Genomic DNA, 22,609 nt, shown 5'->3' with positions numbered 1-22,609 from the left:
GGCAGCTACAAAGTTGTGTAGATGCCTATGCTGCGATGGCATCAACCCGGTGTACCTGACACACCGAGGTGCCTGCATCGCAGGCAAGCCAGCTCCCACATTTGATTGAGTTTAGTCTCCAAGATCAGTCGGCTGTCAGGCCGCCTCGGCCTTGCTTTTGATCAACCACTCAGGTCGGCTATTAGGCCGCCGTGCTGTAGATTTTGATCTTGATCTTAGGCGCCCCGTTAAACCACGCTGGCCGAACGCAGGCTTGAATCCGTGGGTAACCCGGCAGGACGCCGGGTTAGCCGCGCTGGGCCAAGGATGGCCCATCGCGGCGGCCCACGGATTCAAGCCGGAGTGAGGGCACACCGAGCCTAGGCGAGGTGCCGAGTGGTGGGGCAAGAGCCCTTTTGGTTACTTTTGGGGCTCTTTTCCAAAAGTGACCCGCCGTAAGGGCGGAACCTATGTCGGCCGTGACCCAAACAACGGATATGTAAACAACCAACACAGTATTGGCTGACAGCCCGCTATCGCAGGCAAGCCAGCTCCCACAGGTTTTGATCAGTGTTGGGTCAGTTGAATCTGTTCCTTCGCCAGCTTCACCACATTCTCAAGGGTAAACCCAAACTTCTCCTGCAACTTCGGCAGCGGCGCCGACGCGCCAAAGCTGTTCATCACCACCTTGGCGCCGGTCTGCCCGACATAGCGGTCCCAGCCCAGCGGGCCAGCCTGTTCCGCCACCACACGGGCTTTAACCGACGGCGGCAGTACGCTGTCGCGGTACGCCTGGTCCTGATCTTCAAACAGCTCCCAGCTCGGCATCGACACCACTTGTGCGGCAATGCCTTCGTTTTTCAACTGCTCATAAGCGGCCACCACCAGGCTGACTTCACTGCCGCTCGCCAACAATAGAACCTCGGGATTCTCGGCGCCCGCCAATACGTAAGCGCCCTTGGCCGCGCCGGACGCTGCGGCATACTTCGTACGGTCTAGCGTCGGCAACGCCTGACGCGACAACACCACGCAGCTCGGCCGATGGGTTTGCGCCAGCGCCACCTTCCACAGCTCCAGGGTTTCATTGGCATCACCCGGCCGCAAAGTCAGCAGCCCCGGTGTCGCGCGCAATTGCGTCAGGTGCTCGACAGGCTGGTGCGTCGGCCCATCTTCACCCACGCCAATCGAGTCATGGGTAAACACAAACACCACCGGCAACTCCATGATCGCCGCCAGCCGAATCGGCGGTTTCATATAGTCACTGAACACCAGGAACGTCGAGGTGTACGGCCGCAGGTACGACAGCGCCATGCCGTTGGCAATCGCGCCCATTGCATGTTCGCGGATACCGAAATGCAGGTTGCGCCCGCTGTAGTCTTCGGCGCTGAAACGCCCGGCGCCGTCGAAGGTGAGGTTGGTCTTGGTCGACGGAGACAAGTCTGCCGAGCCGCCGAGCAGCCAGGGGATTTGCTGGGCAAAGGCATTCAGCACTTCACCACCGGCGGCACGGCTGGCCACGCCTTTGGCGTCGGTGTCGAAGTGGGGCAACTCATCTTGCCAATGCTCGGGCATTTCACCGGCGCGCATGCGGCGCAGTTCGTCTGCCAGTTCCGGCTCGTACTGTTCCAGTTGCGACAGGTGGCGCGTCCATTCTTCGTAGAGTGGCTGACTGCGTTCAAGCAGTGCGTCACGCAGTACGGTGCGGGCCTCATCGGGCACCAGGAAACTGGAATCTTCGGGCCAGCCGTACGCGGCCTTGGTCAGGCGGATTTCATCCGCACCCAACGGCTCGCCATGGGCGGCGGCGGTGTTGTGTTTGTGCGGTGAGCCATAGCCGATCACGCTGTCGACCACAATTAGGGTCGGCGCGCCGGTATTGGTCTTGAACGTTTCCAGGGCGGTGCTCAAGGCCTGCAGGTCATTCGCATCGGTGACGTGCAAGGTGTGCCAGCCGTAGGCCTGGAAACGCTTGATCACATCCTCACTGAACGCCAGCTCGGTGTGGCCCTCGATGCTGATGGTGTTGTTGTCGTAGATCCAGCACAGGTTGTCCAGCTTCAAGTGCCCGGCCATCGACGCCGCTTCGCTGCTGATGCCTTCCATCATGTCGCCGTCGCCGCACAGGGTGTAGACGTTGTAGTCGAACAGCACCGAGTCGTCGCGATTGAACCGCTGCCCCAGCCAACGCTCAGCCATGGCCATGCCCACACTGTTGGCACAGCCCTGGCCCAGCGGGCCGGTGGTGGTTTCAACGCCGGTGGTCATGCGGTACTCGGGGTGGCCCGGGGTCTTGGAGCTGATTTGCCGGAACTGCTTGATGTCGTCCAGGCTGATCGCCGGTTGGCCGGAGCGCTTGCCGTGGGCATCGATCTCCACCACGCCAGCCAGGTGCAGCAGTGAGTAGAGCAGCATGGATGCGTGCCCCACCGACAATACAAAGCGGTCACGGTTGGGCCAGTCGGGATGCTGTGGGTGATAACGCAGGAACCGGCTCCACAGCGTGTAACCCACCGGCGCCAGGCCCATGGGTGTGCCGGGGTGGCCGGAGTTGGCCTTCTGCACGGCGTCCATGGCCAGGGTGCGAATAGTGTTGATGCATTGGGTGTCGACAGCAGTGGCGGCGCGAGTCATGAAACCGTTCTCCCTCAGGTGGCGATCTACAGTGGAGGGCAGGGCGCGGCAAAGGTTTGATCCCATCGCCCGCCTGGCGACGAACGGGGATGCAGTGACCCAGGACATGACAACACCCCTTGGAATGGGCTAGCTTCAAAGCGTAGGCCATTGATCAACTTGCGGAGGTACTCCATGCCAGTGAAACACGACCTGTATCAGGATTTGGGTTTAACCAGAGACGTCGTTCACGAACGCAGGAAGGGGGATGACCGTTTGAATTCGCTGCTCGAGCAATATGATGCAGCCGACAAGGAAGTACTCGCTTTCGAGTCGTCAGGCGGGGCTGACGAAGAACTGGAGAAGTTGAAGAAGAAGCGCCTGAAGGTCAAAGACAAAATTGTGCTGCAGTTGGGGTAAATGAACGTCCGCGCTCATACAGGGCGCGGACACATTTGTTCAGAATTGTCTGAGGGACAGGGCAGTTTTCACTGTTTAAGATGCGCCCCGTCCACCCGGCTCTGGGGACTGTTGCGGCGCAAGGATTGCGCTGGTGAGCCGGGCGGGCACTCTGAGTTCACCTCAGCATTTCACCCCAGCAGTGCCTGAATGCATTCATCGATAGAGCGCTGCTGCGTTTCGCCATACAACTTCAACTCATCAATCGTCCGACGGCCCAGCGCCTTTTCGAATTCAGCCTGGTTTGAATTCGCCGCATAGTGACTCTGCGCCGCATCGCCCAGGTTCGACTGAAATATCCCCGCCGCACTCACCGGCAGAAAATCCTCATACACCAACGGTTCCACCGCCACATGGCCGGCCGCAATCAGCGCATCCAGCGTGCGCGGCTGATCGGCTTGGCCGCGCGCCGCCAGGCCTTGTTCGGTGGCGAAGTAGCGGAAGTACGCGAGCTCCTGTTCACGCATCTGGGTGTGGTTGTCGGGAAACGCTTCGAAGTGCTCCTCCATCAATTGCACATAACGCGCGGCGTTGGCCTCATTCGGAAAAGCGCCCAATGCGTCGCGTGCGGCGTTCAAGAGTTGGTCGTACAGGGCGCGGCCTTTTGGCGTCAGCGCGACACCGCGCTGTTCGATTTCGCCGAAGCGCGCGCTGTGGCTGCCTTTGGCGTCGGTGAAGGCGATGGGCTCGTCGAGGGCCTTGAAGCTGGTCTGGCGCAACAGGATCGGGCACTGGCGGCGCGGCGGCCCTTCGATCACGGCCTTGGGGGTGATGCCTTTGCCGGGCATGGCGGCTTGTACCTGGTCGATGTCCAGGGTGCGCGGGGTCAGGTGGTTGATGTGCGGGCCTTTAAACGCGACCACGTCGGCAATCAGGCGGTGCTGGTCACTCAGTTGCTGGTATTGCGCGCCTGTGACGGTGGCGGTGTGGTGCCAGCGGAAGGTCTCCAGGGCCTGGCGGACGAATTCGTCGGCGTCACGGGCGTTGAGGCCGCCGTCGCGCTCCGCTTGTTCGATCAACGCCAAAGCGCGTGGGGTAAAGATGTTGCGTTTGGCCAGGGCGCTTTCGGCAAAGGTGCGCAGTTCGAGGTTTTCGATCAATTCCAGGCGTAGCAGCGAGGTGAACACGCGGAACGGGCTGGTTTGCAGTGAGCGCTCATGCACCGCGCGAAAGGCGGTGGAATGCACCGGCACGCCGGCCGGCGTCAGGTCGTAATAGCCCACCGGTTGCATGCCCATCACCGCAAACAAACGGCTGATAGTTGCCAACTCATGGGCGGTGCCCAGGCGAATGGCACCGTGGCGCTCCATGTCCAGTCGATCAATTTCACCGGTGCGTTGCAACTGCTGGGCCAGGCCCGATTCACTCGCCAGCACCCGCGCGTTGGTCTCGGCGACCAGCGCCATCAGCGCGCCGTAGAGTGGAACTTCATCCCGGTACATGTCGGACATGGCCTTGGAAAAGTCTCTGCGAATCTCGTCGGGGCTGACATGTGCGGCGCTTGGCATAGAAAAATTCCTGAACACGGTGAAAAGGGATCGGCCTTTCTCTGGATTTTGTTGGGCTGGAGCCGGTCTGGCAAACGAAGAATCCTCAGGACTTCATTCTGCAAATGAATGAAATGACGCAAATATGACAAAAAGCCGCGACGGGAAAATTTCATTTTCGAGCCGAGTTTTCTAACTAATTCTTCACGAGGCGCGCCCCGGTCCTCATGAAACAATCGTCACGTTTGTAGGGATGAAAACGCCGTTTCGCACACAACGCACATAAAATATGTTTAGGGGCCGTTACACATGAAAATTTCTACACTGGCGTTATCCATCACCGCCGCATTGCTCGCGCAACAAGCGAGCGCTGATGATTTTGGGCTCGGCTCTCTGGGCACGGGCACAGGTCACAGTGGCTTTCTTGAAGACAGCCATGCTGCGATCAGTTCGCGGACCATGTATTACAGTGCGGACAACCGCTCGGGGACCAACAACGATCTGCGCGAAGCCGCGACCCTGCTGCGCTTCGACTACAAATCCGGCTTCACCCAAGGCACCCTTGGCGTCGGTTTCGACGTGATGGCGTTCGGCGCCTTGCGCCTGGACGGTGGCGATGGCCACGCAGCAGGCCCGGGCCTGGCGGGTAACGGCAACAGCTTCTTCCCGACCAAGAACAACGGCACTGAACCTGCCGACAGCTTTGGTCGCGCCGCCGGGAACGTGAAGTTCCGTATTTCCCAGACTGAGTTGCACGTCGGCGGTGGTTTGGCCCCCGTGTTGCCTATCCTGGTTTCCAACGACAGCCGTGTGGCGCCGCAGACCTTTGACGGCGGCATCCTCACCTCCAGCGACATTCCCAACGTAACGTTCACCGGCGGTGAGCTGAACAAGGCCGAAGGCCGTGCGTCCAGCAACTCCACAGGCCTGAGCGTTGCCGGCGGTACGCGCGACAGCGACAGCTTCAAGTTTGGCGGTGTGGACTACAAACCGTTTGGCTCGTCTGACAACGCCATCGCTAAAAACCTGACGTTGCAGTACTACTACGCCAACCTGCAGGACTTCTACAAACAGAACTACTTCGGCCTGGTCCACGTACTGCCGCTGGGCAATGACCAATCGTTCAAGACCGACCTGCGCTACTTCGACAGCACCAGCGACGGCAAAAACGGTGAAGCCGGCTACCAGTTCAACAACAACGGTGGCTATGCCAAACACGCTGGCGAAGTGGATAACAAAACCTACAGCGCCGCGTTCACCTACCAGTTGGGCGGCAGCAGCCTGATGCTCGGCCATATCGGCGTGAGCGACGATGGCGGCTTCGTCTGGGTCAACCAGGGCAGCCTCGCCGACCCGCAACAACAAGGCGCAGGCGGCAGCGACTTCTACCTGTTCACCGACGCCGTGGTCGGCCAGTTCTCCCGCGCGGGCGAGCAGGTCAACTTCGGTCAGTACACGTATGACTTCAAAGCCTATGTGCCTGGCCTGAAAGCCTCCATTGCTTATCTGGACGGTACGGACATCAAGTCCAAAGTGGCTGGCGGTTCCGATCAGAAAGAAAACGAAACCGACTTCCGCCTGGATTACGTCGTGCAGCAAGGCCCGCTCAAAGGCTTCGGCACTACGTTCCGTACCGGTACTTACAAAGGCCACAACACGGGCACCGCGGACCAGGATCAAACTCGCCTGATCTTCAACTACACCTACGCGATCTTCTAAGAAAGCCCGCAGGGTTTTACCGCCGAAAAAATCGAGGCCGCCTAATCAGCGGCCTCTTTTTTTTGCGCGCGTGGATCAGACTTCATGTGCATCCGCGCGTAGATGGGTTCTACACTGCGCCTCACTGTGTCAGTGATGGAGGAACCAATGACGGCCACGCCCGAGACCAACATCCTTGCAACAACTGAAGGCCAGCGCCTGGCCGCCCAAGACGCCGAGCGCTGGCGCGAGTGGGGCCCGTACCTGAGTGAACGCCAATGGGGCACCGTGCGCGAAGACTACAGCGCCGACGGCGATGCCTGGGCGTACTTCCCGCATGAACACGCGCGCAGTCGCGCCTACCGTTGGGGCGAAGACGGCCTGGCCGGGTTCAGCGACAAGGCGCAACGCTGGTGCCTGGGGCTGGCGCTGTGGAACGAGCGCGACACGATCATCAAGGAGCGCCTGTTCGGCCTGAACAACGCCGAGGGCAACCACGGCGAAGACGTCAAGGAGCTGTACTTTTTCGTCGATGGCGTGCCGAGCCATGCCTACATGCGCATGCTCTACAAATACCCGCATGCGGCCTTTCCCTACGCCGACCTGACCACCGAAAACGCGCGGCGTGGGCTCGAGGATGCCGAGTACGAGATCCTCGACACCGGCGTGTTCGAAGATAACCGCTACTGCGATGTCAGCGTCGAATACGCCAAGCACCAGCCCGACGATATTTTCATGCGCGTCACCGTGCATAACCGCTCGGACCAGCCGACCCGCCTGCAGGTACTGCCCCAGGTGTGGGCGCGCAATGACTGGAGTTGGACCGTTGATGCCCCCAAGCCGCAGTTGCGGCTCGACGGCGCGCACGTGCTGGCTCGTCATCATGAAATTTCTGATCGCCACCTCAGCGCTTGGGGCCAGGACGGCGTGGAATGGTTGTTCTGCGAAAACGAAAGCAATTTTCCCCGGCTCGACGGGCAACCGGCACCGGGGCCGTTCAAGGATGGCATCAACGATTACGTGGTGGGCGGTGTGCAATCGGCGATTCGCCGCGATACAGGCACCAAAGTCGCCGCGCGCTTCGTCCTCGAACTGGCAGGCCAGGAAAGCAAAACCCTGTACCTGCGATTTGCGCCCACGGATACGCCCGAGGTGAATGCGCGCAAGCTGTTTGAACAGCGTCGCGAAGAAGCCGATGACTTCTACGCGGCCCTGCAACACGGTATTACCGACGCAGACGCGCGCAATGTGCAGCGTCAGGCCCTGGCCGGGCTGCTGTGGTCCAAGCAGCTCTACTATTTTGACGTGAACCAATGGCTCGACTGCGACCCGGCCCAACCCGCGCCACCGCCCGAGCGTTTGCATATTCGCAATACCCATTGGCGGCACCTGTCCAACTTCGACATCCTTTCCATGCCCGACACCTGGGAATACCCGTGGTACGCCTCCTGGGACCAAGGCTTCCAGGCGGTGGCGATTGCGCTGATTGACCCGGGCTACGCCAAGCAGCAGCTGTTGCTGCTGGTGAAAGACCGTTTCATGCACCCCAACGGCCAGTTGCCTGCGTATGAATGGCGTTTCGACGACGCCAACCCGCCCGTGCATGCCTGGGCCAGTTGGCGGGTGTATCAGCAGGACAAGGCGCTGACCGGTGTCGGCGACATGGATTTCCTCGAGCGGATCTTCCACAAGCTGCTGTTGAATTTTTCCTGGTGGGTCAACCGCAAGGACGCCGAAGGCCGCAACCTGTTCCAGGGTGGCTTTCTCGGGCTGGACAACATCGCGCTGTTCGACCGCTCGGCCACCTTGCCGCCGGGTTATCAGCTGGACCAGGCCGACGGCACGGCCTGGGTGGCCGCCTATGCACTGGACTTGATGCGAATCGGCTTGGAGCTGGCCAAGCGCAATGCCGTCTACGTCGATATTGCGGTGAAGTTTTTCGAGCATTTCCTCTACATCGCCGGCGCCATCAACCGCGTCGACGACAGCGCCGAAGGCTTGTGGGATGAGCAGGACCTGTTCTTCTACGACGTGCTGCACCGCCCCGACGGCCAAAATGAGCCGGTGCGCCTGCGCTCCATCGTCGGCCTGATGCCGTTGTTTGCCGTGCTGGTGCTGGAGCAGCGCGAGCATGAAGGCCTGGAAGGCTTGCGTGAGCGGCTGTTGGGTTTCATGCACCACCGGCCGGATTTGGCCAAGTTGGTGTCACGCTGGAACGAACCGGGGCAGGGCAATCGCCTGCTGCTGGCGCTGTTGCGTGGCGAGCGGACCAAGGACCTGCTGCGGCGGATGCTCGATGACACTGAGTTCCTGTCGGTTTTTGGCGTGCGCTCCTTGTCCAAGGCGTTTGCCGAACAGCCGCTGGGGTTGAAGATGAATGGCGACACACTGTGCGCGCGTTATCAGCCCGGCGAGTCCGACTCGCGTTTGTACGGCGGCAACTCCAATTGGCGCGGGCCGTTATGGATGCCGGTGAACTACATGCTGATTGAATCACTGCGCGAATTTCATCGGTACTACGCGGATAATTTCTCGGTGGAGTACCCGACGGGGAGTGGTTATCTGGCGTCCCTTGAAGAAGTGGCCGACAGCCTGAGCCAACGTCTCACGCGATTGTTTTTGCGCGATGAAGATGGCCAGCGCCCGTCGATGGCGGGCTATGCGCAATTGGAAGCAGACCCGGCCAGTCGCGATCTGGTGTTGTTCCATGAATATTTCCATGGCGAAACCGGGCGTGGGTTGGGGGCGTCGCATCAGACCGGGTGGAGTGCGTTGGTGGCGTTGTTGCTGCAACCAAAAACCTAAGCAACACCACTGATCTGCTTTTCTGTGGGAGCAGGCGAGCCAGCTCCCACATTAAAATGGCAGGCAAAAAATTCCCGCCACCAAAAGGTCTGAATCAGGTAAATTCGCCACCCCTTCAGACAAGGATGTAGACGATGGCGAATGTTTTCGCGCGGGTTGGCAGTGCAGGCCTATTTGGGGCACTGCTGATCACCTGTGCAGTGTTGATCACTTCACTGTATTCCCGAGAAAGCGCTGCGGCCCCGCTGATGATGCATTGCAGCGAATGCGAGAAAGGTGACGACACCTTCGATGCAACAAAATGGTTCAGCAGCGGCATGTACCGCCTTGAAACGGATATTGTTCCCAGCCCGATGCGGTCGATGACTCGCACTCATCCGGTGGTCTTCAAAGCCAAGGACAATGACCAACTGGTCGAGGCCGCGCTGCGTGGAATCAACAATGTGCTCCCATCCTTCGATTCCCGCACGTTTGAAGCACAGTGGCCCGTGTTAACCAAGCGCGTACGTTACAGCTACAGCTTTTTTGTGGCGCCCGATGAACCCCGGGACCTCTATGACATGTACTTGCAAGTGGGCAAATACAAGCTGGTGATCGTGGTTGGGCTTGACGTCAATACCGGTGAAATCACCGCCGAGTATGAAGGGCGTGTGATTCGTGAAAACGATGGTAATGACCCTGCGTACATGGACACGTTCGAAGAAATGGATAACGCCAACACCCGCTGACCGGGAGGCTGGCTGAACGAAAAATCCCGCCGAAAGGCGGGATTTTTTTTGAGCGCGGCCTTATCAAGCCGGGAACAGTTCGCTCAGCTTCATGGCCAGCATCATGTCGCCTTCGGTGCGCAGCTTGCCACTCATGAAGGCCTGCATGCCGTCGGTGTCGCCGCTGACGATGCCTTCCATGGTTTCGCCGTCGGTCACCAGTGTCACTTGGGCGTCCGGGTTTTCGCCTTCCAGCAGTTCGCAGGTGTTGTTCTTCACCACCAGCGAGAAGTTTTGGGTGTCGTCGATACGGAAACCGAACACCAGGTCCAGGCCGTCGGCAGCGGCTGGGTTGAATTTGGCTTTCATTGCTTCTACAGCTTTGGCTACGTCAGTCATGGTTTCGATCCTTTAAGGTAGAGTCCAGTGACCTTGGGGTCACGGTTGGCCGCAATTCATCGGAAGGTGATGAGCTGCGGCGCCTTCAACAGTTGCAAGTGGGTATGACTGTTGAAGGAAGCCAGTGCCACCTCGCGACCGCGGAATTTCAGCTGGTTGAGCGAGGTGTTAACAATTTGCCAGTTCAGTTCGAAGGCCTGCGCCGCAGGCATCCGGGTAATCAGGTGGAGCAGGGCGGTGATGGTGCCGCCGGAGGTAAACACGGCGATTTTGTGTGAGTTTTCAGCCGCTTCAAGCATGCGCTGCAAACCACCCTGGACACGCTCGACGAACCCCAGCCAGCTTTCCAGGCCGGGCGGGTCGTAGGTGCCGGCCAGCCAGCGCTCGACGATCAGGGCAAAAATGCGCTGGAATTCGCCGCGGTTCTGCGCGGCATTGCGCAGGATCTCCAGCGCGTCGGGCTCGGTGCTCAACAGGTCGGGGAGCAGGGCGCGGATGATTGCGTCGGCGTCGAACTCGTTGAAGGCGCTGTCGACTTCAAGTGTCGGCACCGGCAGGCCAAGGGCACGGTATTGATCGAAGGCGGCGGTGGCGGTGTGCTGCTGGCGACGCAGGTCGCCGGCGATGCAGCGGTCGAACGTCAGGCCCAGGTCGGCCAGATGGCGGCCGAGCACTTGCGCCTGTTCCACGCCGACGGGCGACAGGACGTCATAGTCGTCTGCACCGAAGGAGGCCTGGCCATGTCGTATCAGATAAATGCTGCCCACGTCCGTTTTCCCGGTACGTTGAAAGTCTGGCGAGGTTATGAGGATGCCTGCGAGCTGTCAATGAAAAAACATACGCTTGTTTTAAAAGCGCGTTAGAGCAGCTTGGCTGCTGGCGGTTTGAGCACTGGTCGCCCGGCGATAGCCTCGGTATGCTTGGGCAATCCGCGCCTGGCGCCGTGCATTTTTAAGGGGACACATGGATTTTTTGGCTGAATACGCGAGCTTTCTAGCGAAGACCGTCACTCTGGTGGTCGCTATTCTGGTGGTATTGATCAGCTTCGCGGCGCTGCGCAGCAAAGGCCGTCGCAAGTCCGCCGGCCAATTGCAGGTCAGCAAACTGAATGATTTCTACAAAGGCCTGCGTGAGCGCCTGGAGTCGAGCCTGCTCGACAAGGACCAGCTCAAGGCCCTGCGCAAGTCCGAAAGCAAAACCGAAAAGAAAAACAGCAAGAAGAAGCCTGAGGCCAAGCCACGGGTGTTCGTGCTGGATTTCGACGGCGACATCAAGGCCTCGGCCACCGAGAGCCTGCGCCATGAAATCACCGCGCTGCTGAGCCTGGCCACCCCTGAAGACGAAGTGGTGCTGCGCCTGGAAAGCGGCGGCGGCATGGTACACAGCTATGGTTTGGCGTCCTCGCAACTGGCGCGTATCCGCCAGGCCGGCGTGCCGTTGACCGTGTGCATCGACAAAGTCGCGGCCAGCGGCGGCTACATGATGGCGTGCATCGGCGAGAAGATTATCAGTGCCCCGTTCGCCATCCTCGGCTCGATTGGCGTGGTGGCGCAGTTGCCTAACGTCAACCGCCTGCTGAAAAAGCACGACATCGACTTCGAAGTGCTGACGGCCGGTGAGTACAAGCGCACCCTCACCGTGTTTGGCGAAAACACCGAGAAGGGGCGCGAGAAGTTCCAGGAGGACCTGGACATTACCCATCAACTGTTCAAGAACTTCGTGTCGCGCTACCGCCCACAGCTGGCAATCGATGATGTGGCGACCGGGGAAGTGTGGCTGGGTGTTGCAGCGCTCGACAAGAGACTGGTCGACGAGCTGCAAACCAGCGACGAATACCTGGCCACCAAGGCCAAGACCGCCGACGTGTTCCACCTGCACTATGCCGAGCGCAAAAGCCTGCAGGAGCGTGTGGGCCTGGCGGCCAGCGGTTCGGTGGACCGGGTGCTGCTGACCTGGTGGAGCCGGTTGACTCAGCAGCGGTTCTGGTAACCACTGATCGCTGACTGATCGTTCCCACGCTCTGCGTGGGAATGCATGCTGTGACGCTCCGCGTCACCCTTGCGAAGGGCTTGAGTCTGGCGAGGTTGGACGCGGAGCGTCCGGGGCGGCATTCCCACGCAGAGCGCGGGAACGATCAGAATGAAGGTAATCCCCTTGTGGGAGCGGGCTTGCCCGCGATAGCGGTGTACCAGTCGATACATCTACCGACTGAACCAGCGCCATCGCGGGCAAGCCCGCTCCCACATGGAATTCAGTGTGTTGGCAAAGACTGGGGCAGCAAGGGAATCGGTTTTCGCATCAAAGCCCCCACCACCAATGCCCCCAGCAACGCCAACAAACCCGCCACCCACAACACCGCGCCGAACCCACTCACAAACGCTTGCCGCGCCAGCGGTTGCACCACCGTGCGGGCCGTCTCCGGCAATAATGTCATGGCCGCCGGCATATCACCGGCCACCACCCGCGATGCAATCCCCGCCGCCTGTGCCTGCCACTGCACGTCGATAGTCGCGCGCAGCAGCTGCTCGCTATGGCTGCTCAACAACGCCCCGTACACGCCGATGGCCAACATGATCGCGCTGAAGCGCATCGTCGTACTCATGCCCGACGCCATGCCCGCCCGGTCCCGTGGCACGCACGCCATGATGTTTTTCTGCGTATCACCATTGAGCAGGCCTGCACCGGCGCCTGTCACCGCAATCGCCAGGGCGAAGGGCAGGTAGCCGCCGATATTCACCGCCCAGGCGCTTAACAGGTTGCCGCAGCCGACCAGGGTCAAGCCGGTCGCCATCATCGTCGCCGGTGTAAATCGCCCGGCCAGGCGCGCGCCGATCCTTGGGCAAATCAGCATGGTCAGCGCAAACGGCAGCATGCCCAGGCCCGAGGCAATCGCCGAAAAACCCAAGCCGTTTTGCAGATAAAACGGCAGCAGCGTCATCATCACTTGGGCGCAACCGGCGTAGACAAACATGCCCAGCAGCGCACCGATAAAGCGCGGGTGCTGGAACAACTGTAAGTCCACCATCGGCCGCTGTTGTACGCGCTCGGCCATCACGAACACACCCAGCAACAGTGCGCCGCCGATGAGTCGCACGTAAGTCAGGGGGTTGCCCCAGCCGATACGATTGGCCTCGATCAGCCCCCAGATCAGGCACACCAGGCTGGCGCTGAAGGCCAGGCTGCCCCATGGATCCAGGCGCGCAGACTGAGTGTCGCGGGACTCAGGAATCGCCCGCAGCACCAGCGCCATCAACCCCAGGCCTACGGGCAGGTTGAGATAGAAAATCCAGCGCCAGCCCAGGTACTGCGTGATCAAGCCGCCCAGCGTCGGCGCGGCGGTCATCGCCACGCCCATGCATGCCCCCCAGAACGCCCAGGCTTTTGCGCGCTCGGCTTCATCGTGGAAGGTGTGGCCGATGGACGCCAGCGCCGAGGTCAGCAGCAACGCCGCGCCGACCCCTTTGACGGCGCGCGCGATGTCGAGGAACAACGCATTCGGCGCGGCCCCGCACCCCAGGGACGCCAGGATGAAAATGCACAAGCCCCAGATCAGCGTTTTCTTGCGTCCAAGACGGTCGGCGATGCTGCCGGCCGGCAATAACAACGCGGCGAACGCGAGCATATAGGCGCTGACGACCCACTCGATGTCGGCGAAATTGGCGCCCAGGTCGCGGGCGATGCTGGGCAGGGTCACGGCGACGATATTGGTGTCGAGCACGATCAGTGAGCACACGCCGGAGGCGGTGAGCAGCGTGAGACGAGGGCTGACACGGTTCATGATTTAATTACCTTGCAGGTAATGTGGGAAGTACGCTTGACGGCCATCGCAAGGGCTCTCTAGTGTTGAGGTCTCGCTAGCGTATTCCCAGCTGCTGCGGTTTTTATTAGCTGGGCTGAAGCACTTCATTACCTTTGAGCTAATGTCACGATGGAAATCCGCCATTTTCGCTATTTCCTGGCCGTTGCCCGTCAGCGCAACTTCACCCGCGCCGCCGAGCAACTGGGCATCGCGCCGCCGACGTTAAGCCGGCAAATCCAGGACATGGAAGCCAGCCTGGGTACGCGCTTGTTTATCCGCCAGCAACGCGAAGTCAGCCTCACCGAGGCCGGCGCGGCCTTGCTGATCGAGGCCGAAGCCACCGTGCGCCAATTCGAATTCGCCCAGCGCAATGCCCAGTGCGCCGGGCGGGGCGAGATCGGCCATATCGAGTTGGGCTATGTGGCCTCGGCGGTGTACTCCGGTGTGTTGCAGCGGCAGATGCAGGCGTTCAGCCAGGCCAATCCCGATGTGAGCGTGAATGTGCGCGAATGCGCGATGGCGACACTGCCGAGTGCCGTGGCGGACGGGCGTTATGATATCGGCTATGTTCGCTCGCCCATGACCTTGCCCGATGGCATCGAAGCGGTGCGCCTGGGCAGCGAAGGGTTTGTGTTGGCGTTGCCGCAGGCTTCCTGGCTGCTGGAGCTCAAAGCCATCGGTTGTGAACACCTGCAAAACGAGACGTTTATCCTGCCGGAACAAATCAGTGGCACGCTGCACGTCGCGGCCCAGGGCGGTTTTGCGCCGCGCCTGGGGCCGCAACCGGGTGGGTTGGTGGCGGTGGTGGCGCTGGTGTCGTTAGGGCAGGGCGTGGCGGTGGTGCCGGCGTCGATGGTTGGGCATGTGAGTTTGCCGGGCGTGGTGTATCGCGCTATTCAGGGCAGTGAGGCGTCGTCGTGGCTGTCGCTGATTCACCGGCGTTTTGAGAAAGCACCGGCGGTGGCGCGGTATATCCAGCAGGTCAAGCAGGGCGCTAAGTTGCAGGTTTGAGCGCGGCGGGTTGGGGGCTTTGCGGGTTAATTGTGTGGCTACCTTCGCGAGCAAGCCCGCTCCCACATTCGACCGCATTCCAGCCGCTGGAACTCGATCACATGTGGGAGCGGGCTTGCTCGCGAAGGGGCCACCAGGGGCGCTACACCAACCGCGGTTGCACCGAATCCGCCAACCGCGTCAGTATCAAGCAGCACGACACCGCTCCCGCATCCAGCACCCCTAACGAACGCTCACCCAGCCGGCTCGCCCGGCCGATTTTCGCGACCAAATCCTTAGTCGAGTCGCGCCCCTGCGATGCGGCGGTTTTCATTGCCTCCAGCGCATCGTTGAAGCACGCACCGTCTGCATGTGCACGCTCAAACGCCTCCACCGCCGGGATCAGCGTGTCCATCAAACACTTGTCGCCCACGCCCGCTTCCGTGATGTCTTGCAACGAGGTCAAACCGCCTCGCAACAAGTGGGCAAAGGTCGCGGCGTCAATCTCTTCACTGTTGCGCACTTCGTCGGCCATGCCGATAAACAGGCTGCCGTACAGCGGCCCCATGGAGCCGCCGATACCTTCCATCAGGCTCAGGGTCAGTTCATCCAGGGCTTCGGCCAGGGTCAGTTGACGGCCTTCGATCGTGCGCCCGCAATGGGCGAAACCCTTGGCCATGTTGATGCCATGGTCGCCGTCGCCAATCGCGCCGTCGACTTCGCTGAGGTATTCACGGTTGGCCACGATCACGCTGACCAGGTCGGCGACGATGGCGCTGCCGTCACGGGTGGAAAAATGCTGGCTCATGGCTCACTCCGCCTGGGTCATGCCGATGGAACGGCAGGGTTGGTCGATCAGGGTTTTCAACTCGGCGTCGAGGCCCAGCAGGGTCAGGGTTACGCCCATCATTTCCAGGGAGGTGAAGTAGTTGCCGACGTAGCAACGGTGAATCTTCAAGCCCTTGGCCTTGAGCTGGCGCTCCACTTCGGCGTAGAAAATATACAACTCCATTACCGGCGTGGCGCCGAGGCCGGACACCAGTACGACCACGCTGTCGTCCTGGCTGAAATCGCGGTCGGCGAGGATCGGCGCGAGCATGCGTTCGGCCATGGCGGCGGCGGATTCGATGGGGATGACTTCAATGCCCGGTTCACCGTGATGGCCGATGCCCAGCTCCATCTGGCCGTCGGGAATCTGGAAGTTCGGCTTGCCCACCGCCGCAATGGTGCACGGCGTGAGGCCGATGCCGATTGAGCGGCAGTGGTCGACGGTTTTCTGCGCGACGCGAATCACCCCGTCCAGGTCGTAATGCTGGGCGGCAGCGGCGCCGCCGACCTTCCACATGAAAATTTCGCCTGCCACGCCACGGCGCTTGGCGATATCGGCCTTGGGTGCCGATGCCACGTCGTCGTTGGCGACCACGGTGCGGATGCGCATGTCTTTGCTGGCGGCCATTTTCATTGCCAGCTTCACGTTCATGTTGTCGCCGGCGTAGTTACCGTACAGGCAGGCCACGCCCGCGCCGTGGTCGGCGGCGCGGAAGGCGTCGAAAAAGCTCTTGGCGGTGGGAGAGGAGAAGATTTCGCCGACGGCTACGGCGTCTACCAGGCCCGGGCCGACGTAGCCGAGAAAGGCCGGTTCATGGCCGGAGCCGCCGCCGGTGACGATGCCGACGCGGCCTGATGCCGACGGTTTGGCCTTGGTGATGACCCGTGGGTTCACCTCGTATTGGCGCAGCTCGGGGTGCGCGACCAGGATGCCGCGCAGCATGTCTTCGACCACGTGGTCCGGATCGTTGATGACTCGATTCATAACGCGGGTTCCTGTGTTCTTATTCTTAAGGGCAACGAAGATCAACTGCGGGAGCAGGCAAGCCAGCTCCCACAAGGTTATGTGTTGTTGCTGAGGTCAGGGTTCCAATACCACTTTCAGTGATTTATCCCCGCGCTCCATCACCGCAAACGCTTCCTTGAAGTCCGCCAAGGCAAACTTGTGGGTCACCACGTCGCGCATGTCGATCTTGCGGTTGCCGATGAAATCGATGGCGCGCGGGTACATGTATGGCCCCAGGTGTGAGCCCAGAATGTCCAATTCCTTGCGGTCGCCGATGATCGACCAATCTACCGTGGCTTCGTCATTGAATACGCTGAATTCGACGAAGCGCCCCAGCTTGCGCAGCATCGCCAGGCCCTGGTTCACCGCCTTGTGGTGGCCGGTGGCTTCGATGTAGATGTCGCAGCCGTAGCCGTCGGTGATCGCGCGGATTTTGGCCATGACGTCGACTTCGGCCGGGTTCCAAACTTCGTCGGCGCCCATGCGCAGGGCAAGCGCGGCGCGTTCGGGTTTCATGTCCAGCACGATCAGTTTTTTCGGGTTGCGCAGGCGCACCGCGCCGATGATACCCAGGCCCAGCGTGCCCGCACCGGCCACCACCACCACGTCGTCATGGTCGACATTTGCACGCTCGGCGGCATGCAGTGAGCAGGCCAGCGGTTCGATGAGGATGGCTTCATCGGGGGCGATGGATTCCGGCACTTTGTGAATAATGCCTTCCTTGGTGAAGATCATGTACTGGGCCATGGCGCCCTGCACATTGTTCTGGAAGCCATACAGGTCATGCTTCTGGCACATCCAGTACTGGCCGTGGTTGCAGAAACGGCAGCCCCAGCACGGCACGATCTGTTCGGATATCACCCGGTCACCGACCGCCACGCCACGTTTTTCCGCGCCTGGGCCGAGGGCAACTACGCGGCAGACGAATTCATGCCCGGGGATCATCGGCGGCTTCACGTAGCGCGGTTGTTCGGCGTCGCCCCAGAACGACGGCGCGCCGCGGTAGGTCTTGATGTCGCCCATGCAGATGCCGCACAGCTCGACTTTGGTCAGGATCTCATCGGGGCCGGGTGTGGGCACGTCGACGGTTTCCAGGCGGTAGTCTTCCGGGCCATGGCAGACCACCGCCTGCATGGTTTTCGGGATGACCGGGGACAGGTATTCAGGTGTGCGTTCGGTGACGGTGGACATGACAAAACCTCACGACAAAAAATGAATTACTGAATGCTGTAGCCGCCGTCAATCACCATGTTGGCGCCGGTGATCATCTGCGCGGCATCGCTGAGCAGGTACAACGCCAGCCCGGCGATTTCTTCCGGCTGGGCAAAACGACCCGCCGGGATCTGCAATTTGGCCCGTTCGCCCACTTCACCAGCCCAGGCTTTCTTGCCCAGCGCAGTTTCGACAATGGTCGGGGAGATGGCGTTGACGTTGATCTGTGGCGCCCATTCCATGGCCAGCACTTTGGTCATGCCGACAATCGCGGCCTTGCTCGCGCAGTAAGCGACGTGACGGTCCAGGCCGATCACGGCGGCTTGCGAGGCGAGGTTGACGATGCGCCCACCGCCGTTGGCGAGCATGTGCCTGGCGCAAGCCTGGGCCACGAAGAAACTGGCCTTGAGGTTGATGTCCAGGGTGGTGTCCCAAGCGCTTTCGCTGACATCAATGGCCTTGTCCAGTAATACAACCCCGGCGCTGTTGACCAGGTAGTCGAGGCGCTGGAAGTATTCGAAGACGCTGTCGATGGTGTGCTGTATGTGACCGATCTGGCCGAGGTCGACGGCAATGCCCAGGTGCTCGGCGCCCAGGCTGGCAGCGACGTCTACTACGGCGGGGTCACGGTCGAGCAAGGCCACGCGCGCGCCGCGTTCTGCCAGCAAGGTGGCGCAGGCCAGGCCAATCCCGGCGGCGCCGCCGGTGATCACCGCGCAACGGCCGGTGAGGTCGAAGGCTTGGTTCCAGAATCCAGACATACGATTAACTCCATTTTTGAAAACGGTGGAGATCCAATGTGGGAGCGGGCTTGCTCGCGAAAGCGGTGGATCAGCTGACGGATGTGCTGACTGACACACCGCCTTCGCGAGCAAGCCCGCTCCCACAGTTGGAATGCATCCACAGGTCGAAACCGCTACTTACCGCCGCTGACTTGTTTGTACAGCGCATCCGCATTGGCATTCGTCACTGGCACCCACGGCAGGATGTAGTTCCTGGCCGTGCCGTCACCCCATTTCACGTCCTTGCCGTAACGCTCCCAAATCACCGACTGCGGTTTGTAGTCCTTGCCCGCCAGTGCGCGCAGCGCTACGTCGAGCGCGCCTTGGGATTGGGCCTGGGCGTCTTGCAGAAAGGTGGTGACTTCGTCTTTTTTCGCCGCCTGGATCGCGTCCGGCATGCCGTCGATGGAGGTCACCGGCACGTCCTTGGAGGTCAGCCCGTGGGATTTGAGCGCCTGCACGGCGCCGAGGGCCATGTCGTCGTTTTGCGCGATCACCCCGTTAATGCCTTTGGGGTGCGCGTTCAGCCAGTCTTCGGTGAGCGTCAGGGCCTGGGCGCGGTCCCAGTTGGCGGTCTTCTTCTCGATGATCTTGATGTCCGGGTGTTTGCTCAGCACTTCCAGCTCGCCTTTTTCCCGGTCGATCTGCGCCGACTGGCCAATCGGGCCCTGGATGATCACCACGTTGCCTTTGCCGTTGAGCTTGTCGACCATCGCCTGGGCCTGCAGGCGGCCGCCTTCTACGTCGTCATTGCCCACATAGGGCACGGAGGCATCGGCTACTTTCGTATTGGAGGCGATGACCACCACGTCGTTGCTCATGGCTTGCTTGACCGTGCCGACACCGGCCTTGGTGTCGATGGGCACGAACAGGATGGCGTCGTAGTGTTGGGTCACCATGTTTTCGATCTGGTTGTTCTGGGTCAGGGCGTCGTAGTTGCCGTCGAAAACGGTCAATTGCACGGTGCCGTCCTTGACCGCCGGGTGTTCCTTGAGCTCGCGCACCCAGTTCTGCATGAACTGGCCCTTGAGGCCGTAGACGGCGGCGCCGACTTTGTAGGTCTTGCCGTCGGCAGCAAACGCAATACTGCTGGCGAGCAGGGAGAGGGCCGCGACGACAGCCAAAGACATTCCAGGTTTCATGGTGAGAACTCCGCTTATTGTTGTGGGTCGTTCAGTGCATTTTTTCGAGGGACAGCGACTAGCGTTTTTTCTTGCGCCACACGTCGATCAGTACCGCAAACACGATGATCAAGCCCTTGGCGACTTGCTGGTAATAGGAGGACACGCCGAGCAGGTTCAGGCCGTTGTTGATCACGCCGATCAGCAGCGCGCCGAACAGCGTGCCGACAATGCTGCCGGTGCCGCCCGACAGGCTGGTGCCGCCGATCACCACGGCGGCAATCGCGTCCAGCTCGTAGGAAACCCCGGCCTGGGGCAGGGCAGAGGTGGTGCGCGCCGACAGCACCACGCCGGCCAGACCGGCGAGCAGGCCCGAGACCACGTACACCGAAAACATTACCTTGCGTACGCCAATGCCGGAGGTGCGCGCGCTCTTTTCATTGCCGCCCACGGCGTACACGTAACGGCCGTAGGTGGTGTAGCGCAGCACCATCCAGAAGATCAGCGCGACCACCGCGAAGATGACAATCGGCACGCCAATCGGGCCGATCTTGCCGATGCCCAGCGCCAGATAAGCGTCGGGCAGGTCGGTGATCGGGCTACCGTCGTTGAGAATAAAGGTCATGCCTCGCGCGATGCTGAGCATGCCCAGGGTGGCCACGAACGGTGGGATTGACAGGTTGGCGACCATAAAGCCGTTGACCACGCCGAGCATCGCCCCGGCGAACATCCCGGCACTGACCGCCGCCAGCAGGCCGTAACCCTGGGTCGCGACCATGGCGCTGCACAGCCCGGCAAACGCCAGGATCGAGCCCACCGACAGGTCGATGCCCTTGGTCAGGATCACGTAAGTCATGCCCACGGCAAGGATGCCGTTGATGGAGGTCTGGCGCAGGATGTCCATCCAATTGCGCCAGGTCATAAAGTATTCGCTGGAAAACGCCATCACCACGCACAGCAGGATAAACACCAGCGGCAGGCCGAAACGGTCGAGGGACACACGCAGGCGATTGCGCGGCGCGGCAGTCAGGGGTGGGGCAATGGTTTTGGCATTCATGAGGCAAGACTCAACAAGGCTTCCTGGGAAAGGGCGGTGTCGGTGCTGATGGTCACCAGCCGGCCGCCTTTGAATACAGCGATGCGATCACTCAAATGCAGCAGTTCCGGGGCTTCCGACGAGACCACAACGGCCGCGCCACCGGCGCGCACGAACTGGTCGAGCAAGTGGTAGATCTCTTGCTTGGCGCCCTCGTCGATGCCACGGGTCGGTTCATCGCAGAGCAGGCACACCGGCTCGGTCGACAGGCATTTGGCGAGAACCACTTTCTGTTGGTTGCCACCACTCATGGAGGCCACCGGCAGCTCCAGCGACGAGGTCTTGATCTGCAGGCGCTTGACCATGTCCTCGGCCAGTTGGGTTTCCTTGCGAGCGTTGATCAGCGACCAACTCGACAGGCGCTTGTAGGCCGACAACGCAATATTGGAAAGAATGCTGCCGGTCAGCACCAGGCCGCTGTCTTTGCGGTCTTCGGTGACCAGTGACATGCCAGCGTTGATCGTGGCTTTGGGCAGGCCGATGGGCATGGGTTTGCCTTGCAGGGTCACGCTGCCGGAGTCCGCCACGGTCAGGCCGTAGATGCAGTTGAGAAACTCGCTGCGCCCTGAGCCCATAAGGCCATAAATGCCGAGGATTTCGCCCTGGCGCAGTTGCAGGCTGATGTCGTGGAACTCGCCGGTGCGGCTCAGGTTGTCGACTTGCAGGCACGTGGTGGCGGCGCATTCGCGGCCGACCTTGTGGTCGATGCGAGTCAGCTCCTGGCCGACAATCCCGCGCACCAGGTGGTTGCGGTCGATATCGGCCATGCGCCCGCTTTCGACAAAGGTGCCATCGCGAAAGATGCTGTAGTCATCGGCGATCTGCGCCAGTTCGCTCAAGCGGTGCGACACATAGACGATGCCGGCGCCACGCGCAGTAAGGCGTCGGATCGCCTTGAACAGGGTTTCTGCCTCGCGCTCGCCGATGGCAGAGGTGGGTTCGTCCATGATCATCACTTGGCAGTCATGGCTGAAGGCCTTGGCGATTTCTACCAGTTGAATCTGCGCCACGCTCAGACGGTGCATGGGGCTGGTGGCGTCGACGTCGAATTCCAGGCTTTCGAGCAACTCGCGGGTGCGGCGGTTAAGGGTCTTGCTGTCGACGATGCAACCGGCACGGCGCGGTTCGCGACCCAGCCAGATATTTTCGGCGACGGTCATGTAAGGGATGGGTTCCAGCTCCTGGGTGATCATCGCGATCCCCGCCGCCAAGGCTTCACTTGGTCGGTTGAATTGAACGGGGGTGCCGTTGAGCAGGAGGGTCCCGGCGTCACGTTGAGTGATGCCCATCAGGATGCTCAGGAAGGTCGACTTGCCGGCGCCATTGCCGCCGCACAACGCGTGGACGCTGCCGGCCCGCAGAGAGAGGCGCCCGTCACGCAGGGCAGGGACCCCGGCGTAAGCCTTGGCGACGTGTTCAGCCTGGAGCAGTAATGGCGTGGCCATCGGCGTGTCCTCGTGCTGTGAATTCTTATTAGGTCGCACAGTCATGTTTTGCTGTGATCATATGTGTACCAAATGAAATTCTGATCAGTCAATCTCTTTCAGTGAAAAGCTGTAAATGTCGCCTTGCTTACAGTGAATGCCCTTTTAAAGGGCTTTGACTGTCGGGTCAGTTAAAACTCGCTTGAC

Annotated in this window: 18 protein-coding genes; 6 read left to right on the top strand and 12 right to left on the bottom strand. The window is 60.9% G+C overall.

Annotated elements, in window-relative coordinates; all coding sequences use genetic code 11:
• Nucleotides 1-546: 546 nt before the first annotated feature.
• Nucleotides 547-2,610, bottom strand: coding sequence for a transketolase (gene tkt, locus PspR76_RS18370; protein WP_159957526.1), 2,064 nt, complete (start codon nt 2,608-2,610; stop codon nt 547-549).
• 174 nt (nt 2,611-2,784) lie between these two features.
• On the opposite strand from tkt, the gene PspR76_RS18365 reads away from it, so the two are divergent.
• A complete protein-coding gene (locus PspR76_RS18365) occupies nt 2,785-3,009 on the top strand; it encodes a DUF465 domain-containing protein (protein ID WP_159957524.1) in 225 nt (74 codons plus the stop codon).
• Between the two features lie 170 nt (nt 3,010-3,179).
• Here the strand turns inward: PspR76_RS18365 and hglS are convergent, their stop codons facing one another.
• Complete coding sequence (gene hglS / locus PspR76_RS18360) at nt 3,180-4,556, bottom strand: 2-oxoadipate dioxygenase/decarboxylase HglS (protein WP_159957522.1); 1,377 nt, start codon at nt 4,554-4,556, stop codon at nt 3,180-3,182.
• 288 nt (nt 4,557-4,844) lie between these two features.
• On the opposite strand from hglS, the gene PspR76_RS18355 reads away from it, so the two are divergent.
• The 3 genes from PspR76_RS18355 (at nt 4,845) to PspR76_RS18345 (ending at nt 9,766) form a co-directional block, all read left to right on the top strand.
• Nucleotides 4,845-6,254, top strand: coding sequence for an OprD family outer membrane porin (locus tag PspR76_RS18355; RefSeq protein WP_159957519.1), 1,410 nt, complete (start codon nt 4,845-4,847; stop codon nt 6,252-6,254).
• 147 nt (nt 6,255-6,401) lie between these two features.
• Nucleotides 6,402-9,038 (top strand): MGH1-like glycoside hydrolase domain-containing protein, encoded by a 2,637-nt coding sequence (locus PspR76_RS18350; protein ID WP_159957517.1) that lies wholly within the window; start codon nt 6,402-6,404, stop codon nt 9,036-9,038.
• 134 nt (nt 9,039-9,172) lie between these two features.
• Complete coding sequence (locus PspR76_RS18345; protein ID WP_159957515.1) at nt 9,173-9,766, top strand: hypothetical protein; 594 nt, start codon at nt 9,173-9,175, stop codon at nt 9,764-9,766.
• A gap of 63 nt (nt 9,767-9,829) precedes the next feature.
• On the opposite strand, the gene PspR76_RS18340 is transcribed toward PspR76_RS18345, so the two are convergent.
• Together PspR76_RS18340 and PspR76_RS18335 are read right to left on the bottom strand one after the other, a co-directional pair.
• Nucleotides 9,830-10,144 (bottom strand): SCP2 sterol-binding domain-containing protein, encoded by a 315-nt coding sequence (locus PspR76_RS18340; protein WP_016969749.1) that lies wholly within the window; start codon nt 10,142-10,144, stop codon nt 9,830-9,832.
• 56 nt (nt 10,145-10,200) lie between these two features.
• The gene (locus PspR76_RS18335; RefSeq protein WP_159957513.1) at nt 10,201-10,911 is read right to left on the bottom strand and encodes a histidine phosphatase family protein; all 711 of its coding nucleotides are present in this window, start codon (nt 10,909-10,911) and stop codon (nt 10,201-10,203) included.
• Between the two features lie 196 nt (nt 10,912-11,107).
• Here PspR76_RS18335 and sohB point away from each other — a divergent pair, with 196 nt between their 5' ends.
• Nucleotides 11,108-12,133, top strand: a complete 1,026-nt coding sequence (gene sohB, locus PspR76_RS18330; RefSeq protein WP_159957511.1) for a protease SohB — start codon at nt 11,108-11,110, stop codon at nt 12,131-12,133.
• A gap of 262 nt (nt 12,134-12,395) precedes the next feature.
• Here sohB and PspR76_RS18320 read toward each other — a convergent pair whose 3' ends face one another.
• A complete protein-coding gene (locus PspR76_RS18320; protein WP_159957509.1) occupies nt 12,396-13,922 on the bottom strand; it encodes an MFS transporter in 1,527 nt (508 codons plus the stop codon).
• Nucleotides 13,923-14,072: 150 nt separating this feature from the next.
• On the opposite strand from PspR76_RS18320, the gene PspR76_RS18315 reads away from it, so the two are divergent.
• Complete coding sequence (locus PspR76_RS18315) at nt 14,073-14,954, top strand: LysR family transcriptional regulator (protein WP_159957507.1); 882 nt, start codon at nt 14,073-14,075, stop codon at nt 14,952-14,954.
• A 142-nt stretch (nt 14,955-15,096) separates the two neighbouring features.
• Here the strand turns inward: PspR76_RS18315 and dhaL are convergent, their stop codons facing one another.
• The 7 genes from dhaL to PspR76_RS18280 form a co-directional block, all read right to left on the bottom strand.
• Nucleotides 15,097-15,741, bottom strand: coding sequence for a dihydroxyacetone kinase subunit DhaL (gene dhaL / locus PspR76_RS18310; RefSeq protein WP_159957505.1), 645 nt, complete (start codon nt 15,739-15,741; stop codon nt 15,097-15,099).
• A 3-nt stretch (nt 15,742-15,744) separates the two neighbouring features.
• Nucleotides 15,745-16,746, bottom strand: a complete 1,002-nt coding sequence (locus tag PspR76_RS18305; RefSeq protein ID WP_159957503.1) for a dihydroxyacetone kinase subunit DhaK — start codon at nt 16,744-16,746, stop codon at nt 15,745-15,747.
• Nucleotides 16,747-16,842: 96 nt separating this feature from the next.
• Complete coding sequence (locus PspR76_RS18300; RefSeq protein ID WP_159957501.1) at nt 16,843-17,958, bottom strand: MDR/zinc-dependent alcohol dehydrogenase-like family protein; 1,116 nt, start codon at nt 17,956-17,958, stop codon at nt 16,843-16,845.
• A gap of 26 nt (nt 17,959-17,984) precedes the next feature.
• On the bottom strand, nt 17,985-18,740 hold the full coding sequence (locus tag PspR76_RS18295) for an SDR family oxidoreductase (RefSeq protein WP_159957499.1): 756 nt from the start codon (nt 18,738-18,740) through the stop codon (nt 17,985-17,987).
• 155 nt (nt 18,741-18,895) lie between these two features.
• Nucleotides 18,896-19,903 (bottom strand): substrate-binding domain-containing protein, encoded by a 1,008-nt coding sequence (locus tag PspR76_RS18290; RefSeq protein ID WP_159957497.1) that lies wholly within the window; start codon nt 19,901-19,903, stop codon nt 18,896-18,898.
• A gap of 58 nt (nt 19,904-19,961) precedes the next feature.
• Nucleotides 19,962-20,939, bottom strand: coding sequence for an ABC transporter permease (locus tag PspR76_RS18285; protein ID WP_159957495.1), 978 nt, complete (start codon nt 20,937-20,939; stop codon nt 19,962-19,964).
• Complete coding sequence (locus tag PspR76_RS18280; RefSeq protein WP_159957493.1) at nt 20,936-22,423, bottom strand: sugar ABC transporter ATP-binding protein; 1,488 nt, start codon at nt 22,421-22,423, stop codon at nt 20,936-20,938. Before PspR76_RS18280 ends, PspR76_RS18285 begins: the two co-directional genes overlap by 4 nt.
• Nucleotides 22,424-22,609: the final 186 nt, after the last annotated feature.

The sequence above is a fragment of the Pseudomonas sp. R76 genome (assembly GCF_009834565.1).
In the GTDB taxonomy this organism is placed as follows: Bacteria; Pseudomonadota; Gammaproteobacteria; order Pseudomonadales; family Pseudomonadaceae; genus Aquipseudomonas.
The sequence above is the reverse complement of the archived record's forward strand: the minus strand, read 5'-3'. Positions and strand labels throughout refer to the sequence as shown.

Coding starts and splice junctions, on each gene's coding strand:
- tkt (WP_159957526.1), bottom strand. CDS start 2,610: ATGACTCGCGCCGCCACTGCTGTCGACACCCAATGCATCAACACTATT.
- PspR76_RS18365 (WP_159957524.1), top strand. CDS start 2,785: ATGCCAGTGAAACACGACCTGTATCAGGATTTGGGTTTAACCAGAGAC.
- hglS (WP_159957522.1), bottom strand. CDS start 4,556: ATGCCAAGCGCCGCACATGTCAGCCCCGACGAGATTCGCAGAGACTTT.
- PspR76_RS18355 (WP_159957519.1), top strand. CDS start 4,845: ATGAAAATTTCTACACTGGCGTTATCCATCACCGCCGCATTGCTCGCG.
- PspR76_RS18350 (WP_159957517.1), top strand. CDS start 6,402: ATGACGGCCACGCCCGAGACCAACATCCTTGCAACAACTGAAGGCCAG.
- PspR76_RS18345 (WP_159957515.1), top strand. CDS start 9,173: ATGGCGAATGTTTTCGCGCGGGTTGGCAGTGCAGGCCTATTTGGGGCA.
- PspR76_RS18340 (WP_016969749.1), bottom strand. CDS start 10,144: ATGACTGACGTAGCCAAAGCTGTAGAAGCAATGAAAGCCAAATTCAAC.
- sohB (WP_159957511.1), top strand. CDS start 11,108: ATGGATTTTTTGGCTGAATACGCGAGCTTTCTAGCGAAGACCGTCACT.
- PspR76_RS18320 (WP_159957509.1), bottom strand. CDS start 13,922: ATGAACCGTGTCAGCCCTCGTCTCACGCTGCTCACCGCCTCCGGCGTG.
- PspR76_RS18315 (WP_159957507.1), top strand. CDS start 14,073: ATGGAAATCCGCCATTTTCGCTATTTCCTGGCCGTTGCCCGTCAGCGC.
- dhaL (WP_159957505.1), bottom strand. CDS start 15,741: ATGAGCCAGCATTTTTCCACCCGTGACGGCAGCGCCATCGTCGCCGAC.
- PspR76_RS18305 (WP_159957503.1), bottom strand. CDS start 16,746: ATGAATCGAGTCATCAACGATCCGGACCACGTGGTCGAAGACATGCTG.
- PspR76_RS18300 (WP_159957501.1), bottom strand. CDS start 17,958: ATGTCCACCGTCACCGAACGCACACCTGAATACCTGTCCCCGGTCATC.
- PspR76_RS18295 (WP_159957499.1), bottom strand. CDS start 18,740: ATGTCTGGATTCTGGAACCAAGCCTTCGACCTCACCGGCCGTTGCGCG.
- PspR76_RS18290 (WP_159957497.1), bottom strand. CDS start 19,903: ATGAAACCTGGAATGTCTTTGGCTGTCGTCGCGGCCCTCTCCCTGCTC.
- PspR76_RS18285 (WP_159957495.1), bottom strand. CDS start 20,939: ATGAATGCCAAAACCATTGCCCCACCCCTGACTGCCGCGCCGCGCAAT.
- PspR76_RS18280 (WP_159957493.1), bottom strand. CDS start 22,423: ATGGCCACGCCATTACTGCTCCAGGCTGAACACGTCGCCAAGGCTTAC.